The sequence below is a fragment of the Massilia aurea genome (assembly GCF_024753205.1).
In the GTDB taxonomy this organism is placed as follows: Bacteria; Pseudomonadota; Gammaproteobacteria; order Burkholderiales; family Burkholderiaceae_D; genus Telluria; species Telluria aurea.
Map to the genome: position 1 here is coordinate 1 of NZ_JANUGZ010000007.1, position 18113 is coordinate 18113.

Annotated in this window: 17 protein-coding genes; 12 read left to right on the forward strand and 5 right to left on the reverse strand. The window is 51.9% G+C overall.

Annotated elements, in window-relative coordinates; all coding sequences use genetic code 11:
• From NX775_RS22400 to NX775_RS22440, 9 genes are all read left to right on the forward strand, one after another.
• Positions 1 to 427, forward strand: a 427-nt coding sequence (locus tag NX775_RS22400; RefSeq protein ID WP_258837995.1) for a DUF305 domain-containing protein, incomplete at its 5' end; no start/stop codon positions are given.
• Between the two features lie 91 nt (positions 428 to 518).
• Entirely contained in the window at positions 519 to 947 is a 429-nt protein-coding gene (locus tag NX775_RS22405) for a YybH family protein (RefSeq protein WP_258837996.1), read from the forward strand.
• Between the two features lie 23 nt (positions 948 to 970).
• Positions 971 to 1339, forward strand: a complete 369-nt coding sequence (copC, locus tag NX775_RS22410) for a copper homeostasis periplasmic binding protein CopC (RefSeq protein WP_258837997.1) — start codon at positions 971 to 973, stop codon at positions 1337 to 1339.
• Positions 1340 to 2239: a CopD family protein gene (locus NX775_RS24215; protein ID WP_258837998.1), complete on the forward strand. Its 900-nt coding sequence runs from the start codon at positions 1340 to 1342 to the stop codon at positions 2237 to 2239. It abuts the gene before it with no gap.
• 700 nt (positions 2240 to 2939) lie between these two features.
• Positions 2940 to 3656 (forward strand): DUF305 domain-containing protein, encoded by a 717-nt coding sequence (locus NX775_RS22420; protein WP_258837999.1) that lies wholly within the window; start codon positions 2940 to 2942, stop codon positions 3654 to 3656.
• 86 nt (positions 3657 to 3742) lie between these two features.
• On the forward strand, positions 3743 to 4066 hold the full coding sequence (locus NX775_RS24280) for a four-helix bundle copper-binding protein (protein ID WP_502572609.1): 324 nt from the start codon (positions 3743 to 3745) through the stop codon (positions 4064 to 4066).
• Between the two features lie 239 nt (positions 4067 to 4305).
• Positions 4306 to 6651, forward strand: coding sequence for a heavy metal translocating P-type ATPase (locus NX775_RS22430; RefSeq protein WP_258838001.1), 2346 nt, complete (start codon positions 4306 to 4308; stop codon positions 6649 to 6651).
• A 7-nt stretch (positions 6652 to 6658) separates the two neighbouring features.
• Positions 6659 to 8053: a hypothetical protein gene (locus NX775_RS22435; protein WP_258838002.1), complete on the forward strand. Its 1395-nt coding sequence runs from the start codon at positions 6659 to 6661 to the stop codon at positions 8051 to 8053.
• Between the two features lie 360 nt (positions 8054 to 8413).
• A complete protein-coding gene (locus NX775_RS22440; protein ID WP_258838003.1) occupies positions 8414 to 8830 on the forward strand; it encodes a hypothetical protein in 417 nt (138 codons plus the stop codon).
• Positions 8831 to 9837: 1007 nt separating this feature from the next.
• Here NX775_RS22440 and NX775_RS22445 read toward each other — a convergent pair.
• Positions 9838 to 10131 (reverse strand): H-NS histone family protein, encoded by a 294-nt coding sequence (locus NX775_RS22445; RefSeq protein ID WP_258838004.1) that lies wholly within the window; start codon positions 10129 to 10131, stop codon positions 9838 to 9840.
• 600 nt (positions 10132 to 10731) lie between these two features.
• On the opposite strand from NX775_RS22445, the gene NX775_RS22450 reads away from it, so the two are divergent.
• Both NX775_RS22450 and NX775_RS22455 read left to right on the forward strand, forming a co-directional pair.
• Positions 10732 to 11262, forward strand: coding sequence for an HAD domain-containing protein (locus tag NX775_RS22450; protein ID WP_258838005.1), 531 nt, complete (start codon positions 10732 to 10734; stop codon positions 11260 to 11262).
• Between the two features lie 941 nt (positions 11263 to 12203).
• A complete protein-coding gene (locus NX775_RS22455; RefSeq protein ID WP_258838006.1) occupies positions 12204 to 12788 on the forward strand; it encodes a recombinase family protein in 585 nt (194 codons plus the stop codon).
• A gap of 131 nt (positions 12789 to 12919) precedes the next feature.
• Here the strand turns inward: NX775_RS22455 and NX775_RS22460 are convergent, their stop codons facing one another.
• The 3 genes from NX775_RS22460 to NX775_RS22470 form a co-directional block, all read right to left on the reverse strand.
• On the reverse strand, positions 12920 to 13222 hold the full coding sequence (locus NX775_RS22460) for a hypothetical protein (protein ID WP_258838007.1): 303 nt from the start codon (positions 13220 to 13222) through the stop codon (positions 12920 to 12922).
• A gap of 78 nt (positions 13223 to 13300) precedes the next feature.
• On the reverse strand, positions 13301 to 15055 hold the full coding sequence (locus tag NX775_RS22465) for a hypothetical protein (protein WP_258838008.1): 1755 nt from the start codon (positions 15053 to 15055) through the stop codon (positions 13301 to 13303).
• On the reverse strand, positions 15052 to 16227 hold the full coding sequence (locus NX775_RS22470; RefSeq protein WP_258838009.1) for a dsDNA nuclease domain-containing protein: 1176 nt from the start codon (positions 16225 to 16227) through the stop codon (positions 15052 to 15054). The genes NX775_RS22465 and NX775_RS22470 overlap by 4 nt, the downstream gene beginning before the upstream one ends.
• 1069 nt (positions 16228 to 17296) lie before the next feature.
• On the opposite strand from NX775_RS22470, the gene NX775_RS22475 reads away from it, so the two are divergent.
• Positions 17297 to 17578 carry a helix-turn-helix domain-containing protein gene (locus NX775_RS22475; RefSeq protein ID WP_258838010.1) on the forward strand — a complete coding sequence of 94 codons (282 nt, stop codon included), beginning with the start codon at positions 17297 to 17299 and terminating at the stop codon, positions 17576 to 17578.
• A gap of 154 nt (positions 17579 to 17732) precedes the next feature.
• On the opposite strand, the gene NX775_RS22480 is transcribed toward NX775_RS22475, so the two are convergent.
• On the reverse strand, positions 17733 to 18113 hold the full coding sequence (locus NX775_RS22480) for a VOC family protein (RefSeq protein ID WP_258838011.1): 381 nt from the start codon (positions 18111 to 18113) through the stop codon (positions 17733 to 17735).

Below are 18113 nucleotides of genomic sequence, written 5' to 3' on the forward strand. Positions count from 1 at the left end.
CCATCAGATGGCAATGCATATGGCCAGCTTGGTTGAAAGTCGCTCAGCCAACCAAGAACTTAAGGACATGGCCAAGAAGATGATGGCCGAGCAGGAAAAAGAGATTGCCCAGCTCAAAGGGTGGAAAGAACAGTGGTATCCCGGGAAGCCAGAAGCGATGAACATGAAGATGCCTGGTATGCCCGAGTCAATGAAAGGCATGAGCGGTGACAAGCTGATGTCAGCCAAGGGTGAGCAGTTTGACCGCATGTTTGTAGACATGATGAGCCAGCACCACAAAGGCGCCATCAAGATGGCGCAGACCGAAGCTCCAAAGCTCCAGCACGCCGACGTTAAGGAGTTCGCGAACAGACTCGTCGAAATGCAGAAGAAGGAAGTGGCGCACATGGCCGAGATGAAAAAATCTTGGGCAGCGCCGACGAAGTAAGTAGTTCGAGAGCAGTTAAGAGCACGACAAGTCTAGTAATCGAAAATCGGCTTGTCGGCTGTCCCCGACCATCACAGACATATAAAAATCTATGCGCCAAACACTTTTTGCCATTGCGCTCTCTGCCGCGTCCTTCCAGGCACTCGCTGCGACCCCACTTGAAACCGTCTCTGCGTTTCATGAAGCGTTGTCAGCGGGGAAGGCCGACACGGCTACCGTCTTCCTTTCCCCAACTATCCAGATTTTCGAGTCTGGTTATGTTGAGCGCTCACGCGATGAATATGCTGGTCACCATCTCCCAAGTGACATGGCCTTTGCTAAAGCGACGAGCCAGACGGTCATTCGCCAGAACGAGCGAGTGGAAGGAAATATCGCCATCGTCACACGCGAAACGGAGACAAAGGGCAAGTTCAAAGGAACGAGCGTCCACTCGTTTGGAACAGAGACTGCCGTACTAGAAAAGCAGGGCGACAAGTGGCTCATCACGCACGTCCACTGGTCCTCCCGTAAAGCTAAGTAATCAATAACTACTAGAGGTTGAACATGAAAACTATCCAAAAAATCGTCGCAGCCTGCGTTTTTTCAGCAGCTACCATCGCAGCCCCACTCGCGATGGCACACGCGAAGCTCGCAGCTTCGAACCCGACACCAGGAGCTGTTTTGGAAGCGGCGCCGGCCGAAATTTCCCTGACCTTCAACGAGAAAGTCGAGCAAGCGTTTAGCACCGTTACGTTGACTTACACCGACGGTAAGGTCGTCGAGACCGAGAAGGCGAAGGTCGATGCCGCCAACCCGACAATAGTACGCCTCCAAACCAGAGGCCTGTCCACAGGCACTTATACCGTTAAATGGGCCGTTGCCGGCCATGACGGTCACCGCCGTACGGGCACGTTCTCATTCTCGGTGAAATAAGTGGATAGCGTCCTGAGCCTTCAGGTTGGGTCAGTCGTCGCCTTGAACGCCGCGTTCGCGTGGCTTGTTGGCTCATGGCTTGCCCGCCGTTGGTTTTCGGCATCCGGGGTTCCGCGCGCTGACGCTGAAGCTTTACTGCGGTCCGGAGATATTGCCGCCGCTGTACTTGGGGTATTAGCGACTGGCGCCATGGTGTGGGTGTCCGCTGCGGTTATGGGCGGTGTTGGCTTACAGGAAGCCAAGGACGTCGTCTGGCAGATGTTGACCATGACGAGCATTGGACGCGCCGGCTATATCTCGTTTTTTGCGATTAGCCTGGTACTGGTCTTTCGACTACTTCATTCGACAGCGAAGTGGCGTGAGTTGACAGTACTTGCCGCCTTAGGTCTCTTCGCGTTTGTACGCGCATCAATGGGGCATGCCGGTGAAAACGGTTTCTGGACGCTTCCTTTCGCAGTTGAGGTAATCCACCTCACTGCTATGGGCGCATGGACGGGCTTAGTAGCTGTCTCAGCGTGGAAAGCGATGGGCAGCGGCGCAGGGCAACCTGACTTGAACCGAATAGCTCACTATCTGGAATCGATGTCTGCAGCAGCTATGGTCGCAGTCGTAGCAGTGTTCGTAACTGGGCTGCTCAACGCTTGGAACAGGGTTGGGACCGTGGACAATCTGCTTGCCAGTAGTCTGTACACGACTGCACTCTTAGTGAAGCTTTGCTTTGTAAGCGTGGCACTTGTCCTCGGTGGATATAACAAGGTGTTCGGGCTTGCACGTGCACGGCACTCTACGCCGGGGCTCCGGACTGTGAGACTTGTTTTGATTGTTGAGAGCGTTGTTCTACTAGCCGCATTAATTGCGGCGGCTGTCCTGACCTCACAGCAGCCACCAGCGGCCATGTGACGTTAGACGGCAGCAGGCTGCTTGGCGGGCGAGGCGCATAGTTCACAGTAAGCGACGAGTACTCGCCAAGTAGTTGCCTGGCGCCAGTCTAGCTTCAAAGGACGGACTTCAACCTAGCGTTTTCGTATCTAGGTTTTCCTGACAGTACGGTGTGCCCCAGGTTTTTTCTCGCTGCTAGACTGCCAACATGAAACAAGGTCTTTCCCGCGTGTGCGTGCTCTGGCTCCTACTGGTGGCGGTCCCTCTACAGGGACTAGCTGCTGTGGTAGGAGGGTGCTGCGTACGCGCACAGACACAGTCGATGATTTTGGCGCCTGGTGGCGGTGAAGCGAGAGTAAATTCGAAGATGCCGTGCGAAGACACAGGCACCATGCAGATGGTTGAGGATGACTCGACCGGCGAACCTTCCCAACTGCATTTAAAGAAAACCGGCTCATGCAAGCCTTGCGCAGCATGCTGTCTAGGAGCAGGTGCTCCCCCGTCAGTGCACTCGACCAAAATTCCGTCCTTCAAAAGCGACTCCCACGTAGTAACTCCCCTTGGCATATTCGCAAGCCACATCTCAGCTGGCTTAGAGCGACCGCCGAAATTCCTCTCCGTAATCCTGTAAGCATTCCAGCTTGTCCCTGGCTGCCGTTTTCGTTATGACGGCCGTCGAACTTGCATGCACTTATCGCTTTCATTACGTTAAGAGGAAATCATGAATTCCAAACTCTCCGCAAATACCGGAAGGGCAGGTCGCGCCCATCGCTCAGGCTGGAGTCAGGCGGCTGTTGCTGTCACGGCTGCCGGCGCTTTTCTTCTCTCGTCCGCGGCGTCCGCTGAAGGCCCAGGCGATGGAAGAACGGCACGATTTGAAAAAAACTATTTAACCTTCATCATTGACCACCACTACTCGGCCCTACGTATGACTGAACTTGCGGCAGGTAGTGACCGTGTCCGCGACCCGGCCATCACTAACCCTGACGAAGGTACGACACCTACGCCAGGCTACGCAGAAAGCATCCCTAAGGCATCCGCCGAAGAAATTCGTTCGATGTCGCGCCAAGCCAACCGCGGTCAGCGTGAGGAAATTGCAAAGGCCCAGCGAATGCTGCGTGAGTGGTACGGCGTCTCGTACGTGCCTAAGCTCGCCCCCTCCGGGATGCAGATGATTCAAATGCTTGAGCGTACCCCTGCTGGACGCCAGTTTGATGAGCAATTTCTCAAGGTATTTAGCAGCCACCACTTTGCTGCGCTAAGCCCTAGCCTCGAATGCCAGGTCAAAAGCGACCTGTCTCACGATGGTCTTCGCCGGTACTGCGACAACATCGTAACGATGCAGAAGAACTCAATTAACGACATGAGGGAAATGCTGTGCAAGCAGTTCCGTGACTGTGACTTCGTACCCGTTGCAAACGTACGCAGACTAGATTAACTGTCACCCCGCTTGGGTCGTTTCCGAAGCGACCCAATTTCGTACTACGAGTAACTTGACCCTCACATTTGGAGAACGACATGGAAATGAATTCTTTTCAAAGCTGTATCGATGCATGCAACGCATGCGCCAACGCATGTGACAACTGCGCAGCAATGTGTTTAAAGGAAGAGCACGTCGCCGCGATGGCAAAGTGCATCGCTTTGGACATGGACTGCGCCCAGGCCTGCCGCTTCGCTGCAGGATTGATGGCGCGTGGGAGCGCATACGCGGCGGCAGCTTGCCGCATGTGTGCAGAAATCTGCGAAGCCTGCGCCGATGAGTGCGGACAGCATCAAATGGACCATTGCCAAAAGTGTGCAGAAGCCTGCCGACAGTGCGCGACTGAATGCCAGCGAATGACAGCTTAAAGCTAAACCCTCTCATAAATAGGAAGTTCAGATACCGCATCTCACGCGGTATCTGAATGTCTGAAAACCGCTTGACCTTCCAGCTATGGGAGGGTTTACAGTGAGTCTTCACGCTTTGGTTCAATGAGCTAACTGCAAGTCTTTAGGAGCTACGTATGACGACCGAAACGCATGGCGACCACAAAGCGCATAAGCACTCTGGAGTGCAGCTCACAGGTCATGTTCACGTAGGAGACAAAATGCCTTCTCCTAACCAGCCGACAGACGCGAAACCGTTCACTGACCCAGTATGCGGGATGAAGGTTGGTCCAAACCCTGAACGAGAAATTACGTTTGGGGGCGAGGTCTATCGCTTCTGCAGCTTAAAGTGTATGGAGAAGTTTAGAGCTGCGCCGGAGAGTTATTTGGCAGCCGCGAAACCGGCAGATGTTCGTTCAACGGACGCTCCTACAGGGACGATGTACACCTGTCCGATGCACCCCGAGATTCGACAGGCCGTGCCAGGTAACTGCCCAATTTGTGGCATGGCGTTGGAGCCTGAACTTCCTTCCTTGGACGACGAAGAAAACCCGGAACTAGTCGACTTCCGTCGGCGCTTCTGGTGGACCCTACCTCTGACAGCAGTTGTCTTTGCGCTGGCAATGTTCGGTCATGTCCTTTTCCCGGCAGGCGTAGCTGGGCAAAACTGGATTGAGTTAGCGCTAAGCACACCGGTCGTTCTCTGGGCCGGCTGGCCATTCTTCGTGCGATGGTTCCAGTCCCTCATGCGCATGAGCCCGAATATGTGGACGCTTATTGGCTCAGGGGTCATGGCTGCGTATGGCTACAGCGTCGTAGCCACGTTAGCCCCGAACGCTTTTCCGGTCACTTTTGCAAGCCACGGGCGTATCGGTGTCTACTTCGAGGCGGCGGCAGTAATCGTTTCGCTGACGCTGCTTGGCCAAATCCTCGAACTGCGTGCGCGCTCGCAAACCTCTGCTGCCATCAAATCGTTGCTGGGTCTGGCGCCCAAGACGGCGCGACGTATTGCCTCAGACGGGAGCGAAGAAGATGTTCCCCTAACCCATGTACACGTCGGAGATTCCCTTAGAGTTCGCCCAGGCGAAAAGGTTCCGGTAGACGGAATGGTGTCGGAAGGGGAAAGCGCGGTCGACGAGTCGATGCTTACAGGCGAGCCCGTGCCCGTAACAAAACGACCTGGCGACCGGCTGATAGGCGCAACGATTAACACAAGCGGAAGCCTCGTGATGACCGCAGAGAAGGTTGGGTCAGAAACAATGCTGTCCCAGATTGTGCAAATGGTCTCGCAGGCTCAACGTTCGCGCGCGCCAATGCAGCGCCTGGCTGACTCCGTGGCGGGGTACTTCGTAGTTGTTGTCGCGGCAATTGCGCTTCTGACCCTTGTGGTCTGGGGACTGTTCGGCCCGGAACCAAGCTGGGTCTTTGGGTTCGTTAACGCGGTGGCAGTGCTTATCATTGCATGTCCCTGTGCGCTCGGCTTGGCCACGCCTATGTCCATCATGGCGGCAACCGGCCGTGCGGCATCGCAGGGTGTGTTATTCCGCGACGCTGCAGCTATCGAAGACCTTCGAAAGGTTAATACCCTTATCGTCGACAAGACGGGCACGCTAACAGAAGGAAAGCCGGCGTTCAACACCGTTGTCGCGGCGCCAGGGTACAACGACGAGTACGTCCTTCAGCTCGCCGCCAGCCTCGACCAAGGCAGTGAGCACCCGTTGGCTCACGCTATCGTAGCCGAGGCAAAGACGAGAGGTATTTTGCTATCGAAGCCCGAAACCTTCGAGTCTGCCAGCGGTATTGGGGTGACCGGTATCGTAGACGGAAAACGGGTTGCACTAGGAAATACTGCACTGATGGAGTCTTTGAGTGTCAACTGGCACGCCCTCACGGGGCCTGCTGAGAGTTTGAGAGCCGAGGGTGCCAGCGTAATGTACCTCGCCGAGGGAGGCGTGCTGGTAGGCCTCCTGGCAGTATCTGACCCTATCAAAGCCACGACAATAGAGGCGCTGACGAATCTCCGTAACGATGGGATAACTGTTGTGATGGCTACCGGGGATGGAATCACCACAGCGCGCTCGGTTGCCTCAAAGCTCGGGATAGACGAGTTCTATGGCGAGGTGAAGCCGCAGGACAAGCTTGCATTGGTAGACAAATTACAGAAAGAGGGGCGGGTTGTCGCAATGGCTGGCGACGGTATCAACGATGCGCCGGCGCTCGCCAAAGCAAACGTTGGCGTAGCCATGGGTACCGGAACGGACGTGGCCATCAATAGTGCCCACATCACCCTCGTGAAGGGAGACCTACGCGGCATTGCGGTCGCTCGTTCCATTTCTGTCCAGACGGTGCGAAACATGTGGCAAAACCTCGGCTTTGCATTTGTCTACAACGCGCTTGGGATTCCACTGGCGGCCGGGGTGCTGTATCCCTTCACAGGACAGCTGCTGTCTCCCATGGTTGCCGCCCTTGCCATGAGCCTCAGCTCCGTCTCCGTAATTACTAACGCGTCACGCCTTCGCGGGCAGGCGGCGCCGAGTACCCGAGCCATAAGCTCGCACCAAGGATAGGAACCGTATGCGAAATTCCGACATCGTTACTGACAACCCGGCAAGCAACTATGACTCGACCAGGTTGCCAGCAGAACAGCTCAACAGTTCCTGCTTTTGCAGCAGCTTGGACAAGTCTGCCTTGAAGTCGGCGCTGTCCGGTGAAGTGCATGACGATATGCTATTTGAACTGATAGAGGAGCGATGTCCGTTCCTGTTCTCCGCACGGCCAGTATTCATTTCGCGCACGCAGGCGGACAGAATCGAGGAAGTAGTACGTGCCCTTGAGTCTGTCATTGAGCTGCCCGCATACCGAGAGCTTGTACTGGCCGATGCGCCCGATATTGCCAAGAGAGGGGCCGGCGGTGCGCGAGGAGTGTTTTTCGGATATGACTTTCACCCGGACGGCGCGAATCTCGGCCTTATCGAAATAAACACAAACGCTGGGGGCGCGATGCTCAACGCTGCTATGGCAAGGGCACATCGAACCTGCTGTCTGGACGATAAGCAGCTAGCACAAGCTATCCTTTCCAGCGCTATGTTCGAGGACAAGATAGTGCAGATGTTCCGGGCAGAATGGGCAGCAGCGGGACAAACTGCGCCTCTGCGAACGATAGCAATAGTCGACACGCAACCTCAGCAACAGTTCCTCTACCCTGAATTCCTCCTGTTTCAGCGGCTGTTCGCCAAGAACGACATCAACGCCGTCATCGCAGACCCGGGCGAACTTACTTTCAAAGACAGCGTGCTGTGGTTTGGTGAGATGAAGATTGACCTGGTCTACAACCGGCTTACCGACTTCATGCTCGAGGCGCCTGAGTCGCGCGCTCTGCATGACGCGTACTGCCAGGACGCGGTTGTACTCACTCCGCACCCGCACGCTCATGCCGTCTATGCAAACAAGCGAAACCTCACGATATTGAGTGATGCCACCGCACTCGAAGCACTCGGAGTACCCCAGGCGACTATCGACATATTGATTGCCAACGTGCCTTTTACCGAGAGCGTCACGAGCGATAACGCTGAACGATTGTGGAACGAGCGACGCAATCTGTTTTTCAAGCCTATCGCTGGATACGGAGGGAGAGCCGCCTACCGGGGCGACAAGGTAACGAAGCGGGTTTGGCAGGAAATCTTGTCGGGCGAGTACATCGCTCAGCGAGTAGTCACTCCTGGGGTTCGAGTCGCCGGTACTGCAGACAATCCTGAAACTTTGAAGTTTGACTTGCGCAGCTATGTGTACAACGGCCAAGTCCAATGGACTGCGGCCCGTGTTTACCAAGGCCAAACTACGAATTTCAGGACCCCAGGCGGCGGGTTCGCACCGGTCTACAGTCTGGGCGATACAGACGTGGCTACGAAGTTGGCCGCGATTAGTGCAGCGGTAGATGGGACGGGCTGCTGCGCGAGTGAATGCAAATGACTCGGCAGCGCTTCCTAGCTGGGGATAAACCGCCGCCCTTCGCATCTATGAAGTGATACACGAGCTTCACCCGCTAGTCCGCGCGGGAACGGTGTCCCACTAGAGGACCCACTTACATACAACAGAACTAGTTTGACACTGACTAGCCAGGAGAACAATAGTTCTACTTACTAACAAGGGACGGTCCAGAGTGTCAGCTTAGGCTGAGTGTTTAATTTCATGCGGAGAGAGTAGGGCTTCCATGCAAGTGAGCTAGCACCCCTTGATAAATCCGTTTTAAGCATAAAATAAAAATTAGTACATTGACATGAGTGCGATGTTGCTTATATATTCAGTCCTCTTATATTTCCCGAGAAAAAGATGGGCTGGTTTTTCGTCAACCTCTTTGTGCCGATTTTTGCCCCTATCTTGGCAATGCTGTTCCTGAAGTGCCTGAACTTACCTGCGTTGACCAGCGTACTGAGCCTGGTCAAAGATGGGCAGTTTGGCTGGGCTGCACTTGGATTTTGCGTCTCAGCGAAGTACGAGATTGCTACCCAAGGGCTTATCCTGAGTCAAAGCGCTACAAACGCATTAGATGGAGGATTCGTCATCCTCATCAGCGCTTCTGCGCTCATGGCGGCTGTTGGGACGGTCTTCCCCGTGGGGCCCTTCCTTGGAGGGATGCGTTGGTACCAACACTATAAAACGCTAGCTTCCTCCATAGTCGTAACAGTGTTTGCAGGTGGTGCCTACACAGTAGTACACTACTGGCTACTGAAGCCTGTTAGCAGCTAGGAGGATTTATGTCAACATGGATAAAGAGTCGTTTCGATAGCAAAGAGAGCGCTTTGGCGACCCTGTCTGGCCTGGGTGTCACGGCAAGTGTCATCGGATTCACATTGGTAGTGCTAGGAATCGTCTTAGCAAGCTAACATCTCACAACAAGCGAGCTACGGCTCGCTTGTTCGTTAGTAGCTGCATGTAGTTTGCGAGCCTCTCACTTCTAGTAGTACTAGCTACTTCGACTCTCCTTACCACTGGTCAGTTAGGTCGACGTCTCTCGTCGGCATCGTGTTTTGCTGTCTACTACGTGGCTTCCTCCTCTAGTAGAACCTTCTTCTTTCTTCCCTACCGTACTTAGTCAAGTTCGCTTGAACAGTTACTCAAGTCTTTGGACTTCTTGCATTTCTTGTAATCGTTAAGCTCTGACAAGACCTGTCCAACCGTTAGTAGCTGAACTCTCAACTGTTTTTATATACAGCTTGTCTTCTGAAAACACGGCTGTGCTACACTACATATAGTAAATTTCTTCAGCTCGATACTATATGTTGTGTATTCACTAGATAAACGTTGTTTTTAAGCAATGAATTTCGGGAGAGTTTTAGCATGAATGCTAATGAAGAGCTAATCGAAAATAGTGCTGAGGTCCCGGTATATCACGTCTTAGCTTTGTCAGGAGGCGGCTATCGACTTGCGCTGCTACGTGTACAACAGCCGGGTTCAGTGGACTGCGGCCCGCGTATGCCAAGGCCAAACTACGAACTTCAGGACCCGGGCGGCGGGTTCGCACCGTTCTACAGTCTGGGCGATGAAGAAGTGGCTACGAAGGTGGCCGCGATTAGTGCAGCGGTAGATGGGACGGGCTGCTGCGCGAATAAATGCAAATGACTTTGCTGCGCTTCCTAGCTGTAGACGACCCGCCGCCCTTCGCATCTAGGAAGTGATACGCGAGCTTCACCCGCTAGTCTTTGCGGGAACGGCGCCCTATTAGAGGGCCCACTCACATACAAGAGCTAGGGCCATCACTTTATGAGGAAGTCCTCTTTGTTTCGGCCGTCGAGCCAAAGTGGTGTCAGGCCGCGTCCCGTCCAGGTTGCTCCAGTGTCCGGGTCTCGATACTTAGCCTGAACCGTTCCCTTCTTCTTCACCTGCGTTGTCTTCTTATTTGATTCGTCAAGGTCAGATGGTGACAGATTGTGCGCATCCATGAGTTCGCGAACTTTGCGGCGGGCTTCAACGAGCTCATCTTGGCGCGCTTGCTCGGCTAGCGTCTGCAGCTTCGCAATTTGCTCTTGGTATTCCTGATAAGTTGGCATGGTTGACCTTTGGTGAGATGTAAAAGTGAGCAATTTACCACGCCAACGTTTGAGTCGAGTTAACACACGGGTGTACTCGCTAACCGGGGCTCTTCCGGTCAGCGAAGTTTAGTGACCGTCACCGCGCTCGGCGTTGATGAGTGGGCGTTCGATTTCAACTGGCTACTGATACCTGCTGCCTGTGAGGACGTATGCACGATAGTTCAGCTCAATTGTCGAGTGAACTATCTCCTCGTGTATCGAAGCGGCTCGCGCACTTTGTCTGCAGTGAGGGTCATGTCACGCGTGACAACGCTTAAGGCGCACGGATAGCGTTGCCGGCCGACTCTCCCTACGTGCTTTTGCTGCACGGAAGTCCGCAACCTATGAGGTCACAGCTTTTGAGGTTACGCACTTTACGGTCACGTGATTTGAGTTTATACTGAAAATCTCATATGGCTGTAACTGAGTATGTATAGCCTCAATGGAGGCTTGACCTTGCGATTATCAATACCCGGGGGCTCGCACGTCCCTTCAATACTGAGTTCGCGAACTAGAATACTGAGTTCGCGAACTAGTTCAGCTGCGGATGCAGTAACCAGCCAGCACAATGGAGCAAGCGTGAAGCCAACTGTCTTTCTAGACTTCGACGATGTTCTTGCAGTCCACCAGGTACACAACGGCCACCGGGTTTTGGATGCATTTGCTGGTGACGGGATAGAGGTGATGCCCGAGCTATGGGCTAGCGTTTTTGACGCCGGCGCTCGAAAAAATCTGTTCGCGTTGCATGAGGAGTTTGAACCCAACTATGTGGTTTCTTCGTCTTGGGCATCGCACCTGAATCGCGACCAAATTTGCGAGGTGCTCAGCCGCACGGGTCTGAAATTTGTAGTAGAAAACCTAAGTGAGCACTGGTGTACACCTCGTGATTCGGTGTCCGGCAGGTTGAGTGAGATTGAGGCCTGGCTCGAACAGCATGCGTCGGAAGGTCGCGCTACCTATGTCATCATCGATGACCACGTATCAGGGTGGGCATTATTGGACTCTTGGCTAGAAGATAAAACCGTTTTTTGTGATGCGTGGGTTGGCTTCACGCATCCTAAGTTACGTACGGCGCGAAAAATACTTCAAAGACAATTGGACGCTAGATAAAGTTCTCTATAAACCAAGAATTCCTGTGCAAGAAGCGAGCTTACAAATCATGCGGCGCCTATTTCCCCATTAACGGCTGATGGGATTTCCGCAATTGTGCGCGTCCGGATTGGAGCACAATCTAGCAGTGAGTAGCTTACATTAGCTGACGCCGGCTTTGAAGACTAGGTTTGCGAAGGCCTGACCTAACGAGATAAGGCAAAGGTAGATTGAGACATGGAAAAATTCCTCGAAACTTACTTTTTCACCTCAGCTGGCCGCAAAAAACTTGTGCGCATACTTGAGATAGTAATATATATTGCAACGCCGGTTTTTTTTGTTGTGATGGCGGCCGCTTTCCTTATGCGTTATCTTTCGATGTAATCCTGAGATTACACTTATGTTTGCTTGAGAGCCATATCGCGTGATATGTATTTAATGTGTTCCGATGCTATTACGCAGCTTTCACCCGAAACTGCGGCAGCTCTCAACAGGCTCGGCGCCGACCTAGTCGTTGCCCGTCTGCGATGCAGGGAATCGCTACAAACTTGGCAAGCCGCATGGGTGTCTCAGTCCCCACGCTTCAGCGACTGGAAGCTGGTGACCCGTTGGTAATCATTGGAATCATCAAAGGTATTGGCCGTCATGAGGGTTTTAGCCAAGCAGCGGCGCCGGAGCACGACAGAGGAGCCTTAGAGCTTTATGTCAAGGCAGCAGTAGCGGTGAGTCGCGAACGTTCTAGGCCATCTCTAAAAGAACGTACAAAGCGACGGTAAAATCAAGTCGCTCTTGCCATGTAACTTGTAAACATCGCGGAGGTGAAGCATGAGCGGTGTTAGAAAACGTCCGTTTTCTAACAGTCGAGGGACCAACTGGAACGAACCGTTAGAAAAATAGCCTCTGCGTTTAATAACAGGTCGCTACATTCTGTCACCCATTTCTAACACTTTGACAGGACTTCCATGGCAACCTTCGGTTACGCACGCATCAGCACTAAGGAGCAGACAGCAGAAAATCAACGCCTTGAAATTGAGCGCGCTGGATACAGTGTCGATTACTGGTACGCAGATACCATCACTGGCAAAACGTGTGCTACTCAGCGCCCGCAGTTCGGGGTGATGCTAGGCAAGATACGTAGAGGCGAGACCCTGGTTGTCTCCAAGCTGGATAGGTTGGGACGCGATGCGCAAGACATCATGGCGACAATTCGGATGCTTGCTAGAAGCGAGATTGCCGTCGTCGTTCTGCAGCTGGGCAACCTGGACCTTGGCTCACCGGCCGGCAAACTGATGTTGAGCATGCTTGCTGCGGTGGCAGAGCTAGAGCGAGACCTGCTAGTCGAACGCACTCAGGCCGGGCTAGCCCGCGCGAAGAGTGAAGGAAAAACTCTGGGGCGCCCTTTGAAAACAAATAACGTCCAGCGTACAGACATTCTTAGGAAGTACAACGAAGGGGATAGCGTTAGTTCATTAGCTCGCAGCTATTCCGTGTCTCGCGCTAGCATTTTATCTATCGTAAAAGGCGGGCTCACCATTGATACTCGATAGGAATACCACAGCTAGCGTGAATCGGCCGCTTACGCGGCCTTTGTTCGAACACTCACAAAAGTCTAGTTTTTTGAATACCGAGCCCTGAAAAACTTTTTAAAACTTGAAGTGCGAACAGTGAGACTGCAAATTTATCTTGGCCTTGGAGTTCTATCGTACTTCCGGCTCATATAGTCTGTAAGCGTGTCATCGTAAGCCTTGATGATAGAATCCCAATATTCCTTTCCAATCAGCCGTTTGATTTCGAAATGAATATCCTCAATTTCTTTCTCAACGTATCCAATAAGTTCGCCGAGGGTCACAGGCAGAGTGAACGGAAGTCTAGTATTGATTAAATCCTCTGGAGTCGCTTCGGCATTGTTGCCATTTACTGCAATCTGCGCAATCAAGTATTTCGCTACAGTTAGAAGCTCAAGAAGTTTGCCGTCAAGCATGTGGGTATTTCTTTCATATAGTTAGAGTTAAACTCAATAATTCTATACTGGCACTGTGGCCACGTGTTGCGCTATCAATTATTTTGAATCGGAATTTCGTTCCGATTTCCGTTCCGATTTTTTCGTTGCAATCGCCTTATGCATTGACTGGAGGTGAGCTGAGAGGAATTCCACTTCCTTAAAGTCCTTTTCGTTGAGCAGCTGCCTTTTCTCTGTCAAATGAACGACGTCAAAACCCGAAATGTTAACTGACGGTGGCAACATCTCCAAAGCGAGGATAGTTTGATGTGCTGGGCTTATAGAACCATTCAAAATTTCAATCATCGATGACAAGTTGTCCAGGTCTTGACCAGACTGCTGCAGCGTATCTACAACGAAGGGGAAATGAGGCATATCGCCATGTTCCGTATTAGTTTTCAACATTGCCATGTGAACGGCTAATAATGAGCGAGGCGCGGAGCTTCCTCCGACCTTGCCACGCTCTCCTGGTTTAGCTTTAATAATTTGCTCTTCAGGAGGTATGTTGAGTCTGTCGGAATAGTAGGAAATGCTTCCGTTGTAATATCCCTTTACAGTCTTCAATCGATGTAAGTCTTCATATTTCTTGTAAGCGAGACGATATTTATCAACCTCTTCAGCTAACGTTTGAATTTCCTTTGTCAACTCCAAGGTGACCTTGTCAAAAGCGTTATCCAGCGTTTGGGCACTGTGCGCAGCCAGTAGCAGGTCTTTCGACTCAATGTGTTCAGGCTCCTCTTCAAGAGCAGTCTTTATTTTTCTGCTCTCACCCTCAGTCTCCTGCAATAACTTGAAAATGGTCTGATGTCTTTTGCTCGCAGTGTTTCGTTCATCTCGAAGCTCGCCAACAAGGAGGGACATCGAATGAGCATCCTGTGTCAACTGTAGTCGGGCGTGGAAAGAATTTGTGTGTTGAGTCCCACATGTCGGACATTCAATTGTTGCTTGGTCGAACTCGCTGATGAACCCAAGGTCATCGGTAAGTCCACGGTGAGCCTCTACGGCGAGCCTCAACTCAGCATCAATTTTTTCTTTTAAGTTGATAGCTATGACAAGCTTTTCACGAAGTTCGCTCTGCCGCCTTTGCAAGTCACGCGCCTTCTCACCCAGGTCAACCAGCTCGTTTTCAAACCTTTCAGTGTTAAGCACTGGTACAGTTTTCGGAAGGATTTGGCGTACACGGGAGAACGCAGTTCGCTGGGTCTCAAACTTATCTTGCATCACTTTTAACTGGTCGTTCGCGACTTCCCAGCGTTGATACTCGGTAAAATAGCCGTTAGGCCGCAGGCCAATGAACGCTTCAAATACAGGCTTCTGCCACTTCCGGAACTGGCTCAAGGTAGAATACGAACTCCACGTTGCACCCCAGCCGCCGTCTTGGTCAATGTAGAACGGCAGGGTAAGGTAGTCAATTCCAACCCGTGATGGGGTCGTGTTCGCACTCCGGCGGAGCATCAGCCTATAGCCAAATAAGTTGGCCATGATTTTGTCCCACTCGCCTAATGTGTCGGCAGCGGCGATGAGTTCGCCTTCAGATGAAAACAAACCCAAGTCCTTCCTTTGACGGACGACCAAGTAATTCTTTCCGGCGAACTCTAGCTCCAAGGCGCCGATGGTATCTGGGTCCCATCGTGGCGCGATATGCTTCTCTGGCGAACAACCGAGTGTCCAGAAAAGATTTTTTGTAATGCGAGACTTACCTGTTCCGTTCGTCCCGTACAGAATCGTCTTTGCTTTCGAGAAAGTTTGTTTTTTCGCTTTTTGTTCGCTCTCCGATACGAGCCAGAGCGTCTTGAAGGTCACGTTGCGGCTCATTTTGTAACCTCAGATTGCGGATTAGCCGTAGAAGTGAATACGTTGATGTCGATACCATTGCGGATAACCATGAGGACAAGTGCGTGGAGGAAAGGTGGGGTAGCCATCGAAAATGCTTCAGGGTTTATGATGAGCGCGTCACTAGCTACTCGTTTCATGTAACTGCTAAGTTTTTTCTTCTCTGGACTGCTAGAAATTTTGATAATTTTATAGCATTCGACGAGGGTCACTAACTGTCTTTTGACCTGAGTATTTGTCCTGTCTGCAAGTGCCAGCATCACTGCAGCCCGTTCGTCCTGAATTTCTTCTACTTCACCATAATCGTGGCCAGGCTCTTTACGCAGAAGCTCTACTCCTTCGTCAAAGATGTCAGCCGTCGACTTTGAAGGATTTGAAAGAAGAGAAAGCGTTGCCAAGGCATCGCTGCGGGCAATGAGTCGTTTGGCTCGCAGTTCCTCAAACGTCGCAGCATAGCTAGTATTTGAGCCTTTGATTCGTACTTCTGAAGCAAGCATTAAAGCCGCGACAACTGGCTGTGGAACTTGGAACGGGATTAGCTGTTTATATGCGAGGTCACTGAGCTTTCCACTAATAAACAATTGTTGTTGACCAAGTGAAAGGTCCGACCGGTGTAGTCTTACGTCTGTCAAGTCGATATCGGTTTCAGCTAGAGCGAGCTGGCTTGCTAGCGCTTTAGCGATTAGCTTTTTACCGCCATCACTCAAACTGTTGAGATGGTAGTCATGAGAGTTAACTGCGTCATCCACGCCGTCTTTGATTTTAAAACTGGTATTGGAGACAAATCGCAGCTTTGAGGGATATCCGCTGAACTCATGCCGGCGTTTGTAGAGCTTTCCCAGTATTGATGGCGGATAAGTCCCATCCTTGAGTTTCTTACCTTTCTTGTGAAGCTCGGAAAGCGTCCAGGCAACGACCTGTTCGTTAGTCTTTACTTGGCAGAATTCGATTTTCGTTGGGTCAGTTGGGGAGTCGAGAACTGATATATCTTCTTTTACTTCGATGCCTATTGCAAAATCTTCTTTTTTTTCGAGGAGCTCGGTAATAAGCAGAACAGCATACCATTCCTGAAATGTGAAACCTTGCGACGCAACTTGCCCTGCATTGTCGTCGTTGGCGGTGTCTGCAAGCAATGCAGTCAGTGACTTTTGCACCGTGCTCTCCCTAGTAGCTTAGTGTTCTTGTGATGCCGTATCACTGTCGTTCATGCGCTAAAGATATGTCAGCCCGTTACAAACAGTTCCGCAGGAATTGTAAAGGAAGAAATGTATCTCGTGGTCTAAATGTTGATTCTTTGTAACCTGGAGAGCGCCAAGTACGTTACTGAACGCGATATGTCAGTTCAAATGGGGTGTACACAGCAAGCGAACCCTACGTAGAGCCCTGCTCACAGGAGCTTTTGCGACCCTTCAAGCCAGCTAACAGGTGTGTGACCAGCATTGTAGCCAACTGTAGAATTAGATGAGAACGTGCTAGATTCGTGCATGTGCAGTAACAAACAGGAGGCCTGATGACTGAAACAACGAAGTGCAACTCTGGACAACCTAAGGTTGAGGTGGAATCGATGCAAGAGGACGGTCCTTGCATTGAACAAATACAACCGACCAAGGAGAAGGATAGGTATCTCGTTCAAGCCTTTGGGACCTGCCCGGCACCGAACCAGGGTCACGAGCGGTCTCAAAAGGATTGTTTGACTGCTGGTCCGTATGTCGCCCCAGCGGTGGCCGCCGAGGAGCTGGAGCATCCAGTACTGCGTAGGGTAAGGTACCTTCACTAGCTGAATGCCATAGCCAGCCGACTGTGACCCTACATCGTGGGTAAGCTTAGTGGACAGGGAGTCATGGGAAAAGTGTAAACAACAGCACCAAGAACGGCACTTTGTTTACTTTTTTTTGAGAGGCTTCATTAAAACGTCAGTCACTCACTCACTCGCTCGGCTGTTTACGGTTTTTGTTGGGTATAACCATTCTGATATAGAAGTTTCAAGGAACTAAAACAAAAACCCACTTCCTCTTTGAGGAGTGGGTTTTTTTGTAGAGGACTAACGGAATCCATGACCTGGCGCGTTTCCTCTGGCATGCCATAACGTTTTGCCTTTGTATACACTGTGACCGCTCGTCCCAAGGCAATCATAATTTTTACATTAATATGTTTAATGTAAAAATTATGATTGAGGATGATATGATTAAGCGTGCCCGACCTACTTCTGAGATACCAACTCTCGTGGCAGAACGCCTCAAAATTTGGGGCAAATGCATCCGTAAGCAGCGAGTTTCGCAGAACATTACTGCTCAAGACCTTTGTGAGCGTCTGGATATCTCCCGTCCTACCTTGGTCAGGATGGAGCACGGCGAGGGCAACGTGAATGCAGCGCTGTATCTAGCTGCGCTCAACATATTAGGTGTGCTGGCCTTCGCCGTACCGGAGCTCGATATAACGTTGTGGCAGATGGATCACGGGGGCAAGAGAGCTAGACCAGATGTCGACGGAAGTGACTACTTCTAACCGGATGCAACCTCCTCTACACGTTTACTTGCAGCGCCCAAAGACTGCCGAGTGTTTAACGGTTGGACGTTATATACATGATTTAAACTGCTCTACCGTACGCCCATGACGCCGCGTATAGTCGGCGTTTACGGCTGCTCATGCAGCGAAGCCGTCAGCCAATCATCTCTGAAATTTCGATCAGATTCAGATCCGGATCGCGCACATACACCGAGCGGATCTTGCCGGTCGCCCCAGTCCGCTCGACCGGCCCTTCGACAATCGGCCAGTCGCAGTTGCCAAGACGTGCAATGACCTGATCAAGCGGCACCGATGCAATAAAGCATAGATCCAGCGCCCCTGGCACCGGCAGGTGCGCCTTCGGCTCGAACTCCGCCCCGCGCTGGTGCAGGTTGATCTTCTGGTTGCCGAAGGTGAAGGCGATCCGCCCCGCACCGAAGGTTTCCAGCCCCATGCCCATGACCTTCGTATAGAAATGCTTCGTGGCATCGAGATCAGTGCAGGTCAGCACTAAATGGTCGAGGTGGGAAATCAT

What these genes read in the sequence shown, in the direction of transcription:
- NX775_RS22405 (WP_258837996.1), top strand. Translation starts at nt 519, where the DNA reads ATGCGCCAAACACTTTTTGCCATTGCGCTCTCTGCCGCGTCCTTCCAG.
- copC (WP_258837997.1), top strand. Translation starts at nt 971, where the DNA reads ATGAAAACTATCCAAAAAATCGTCGCAGCCTGCGTTTTTTCAGCAGCT.
- NX775_RS22420 (WP_258837999.1), top strand. Translation starts at nt 2,940, where the DNA reads ATGAATTCCAAACTCTCCGCAAATACCGGAAGGGCAGGTCGCGCCCAT.
- NX775_RS24280 (WP_502572609.1), top strand. Translation starts at nt 3,743, where the DNA reads ATGAATTCTTTTCAAAGCTGTATCGATGCATGCAACGCATGCGCCAAC.
- NX775_RS22430 (WP_258838001.1), top strand. Translation starts at nt 4,306, where the DNA reads ATGCCTTCTCCTAACCAGCCGACAGACGCGAAACCGTTCACTGACCCA.
- NX775_RS22435 (WP_258838002.1), top strand. Translation starts at nt 6,659, where the DNA reads ATGCGAAATTCCGACATCGTTACTGACAACCCGGCAAGCAACTATGAC.
- NX775_RS22440 (WP_258838003.1), top strand. Translation starts at nt 8,414, where the DNA reads ATGGGCTGGTTTTTCGTCAACCTCTTTGTGCCGATTTTTGCCCCTATC.
- NX775_RS22445 (WP_258838004.1), bottom strand. Translation starts at nt 10,131, where the DNA reads ATGCCAACTTATCAGGAATACCAAGAGCAAATTGCGAAGCTGCAGACG.
- NX775_RS22455 (WP_258838006.1), top strand. Translation starts at nt 12,204, where the DNA reads ATGGCAACCTTCGGTTACGCACGCATCAGCACTAAGGAGCAGACAGCA.
- NX775_RS22460 (WP_258838007.1), bottom strand. Translation starts at nt 13,222, where the DNA reads ATGCTTGACGGCAAACTTCTTGAGCTTCTAACTGTAGCGAAATACTTG.
- NX775_RS22465 (WP_258838008.1), bottom strand. Translation starts at nt 15,055, where the DNA reads ATGAGCCGCAACGTGACCTTCAAGACGCTCTGGCTCGTATCGGAGAGC.
- NX775_RS22480 (WP_258838011.1), bottom strand. Translation starts at nt 18,113, where the DNA reads ATGATTTCCCACCTCGACCATTTAGTGCTGACCTGCACTGATCTCGAT.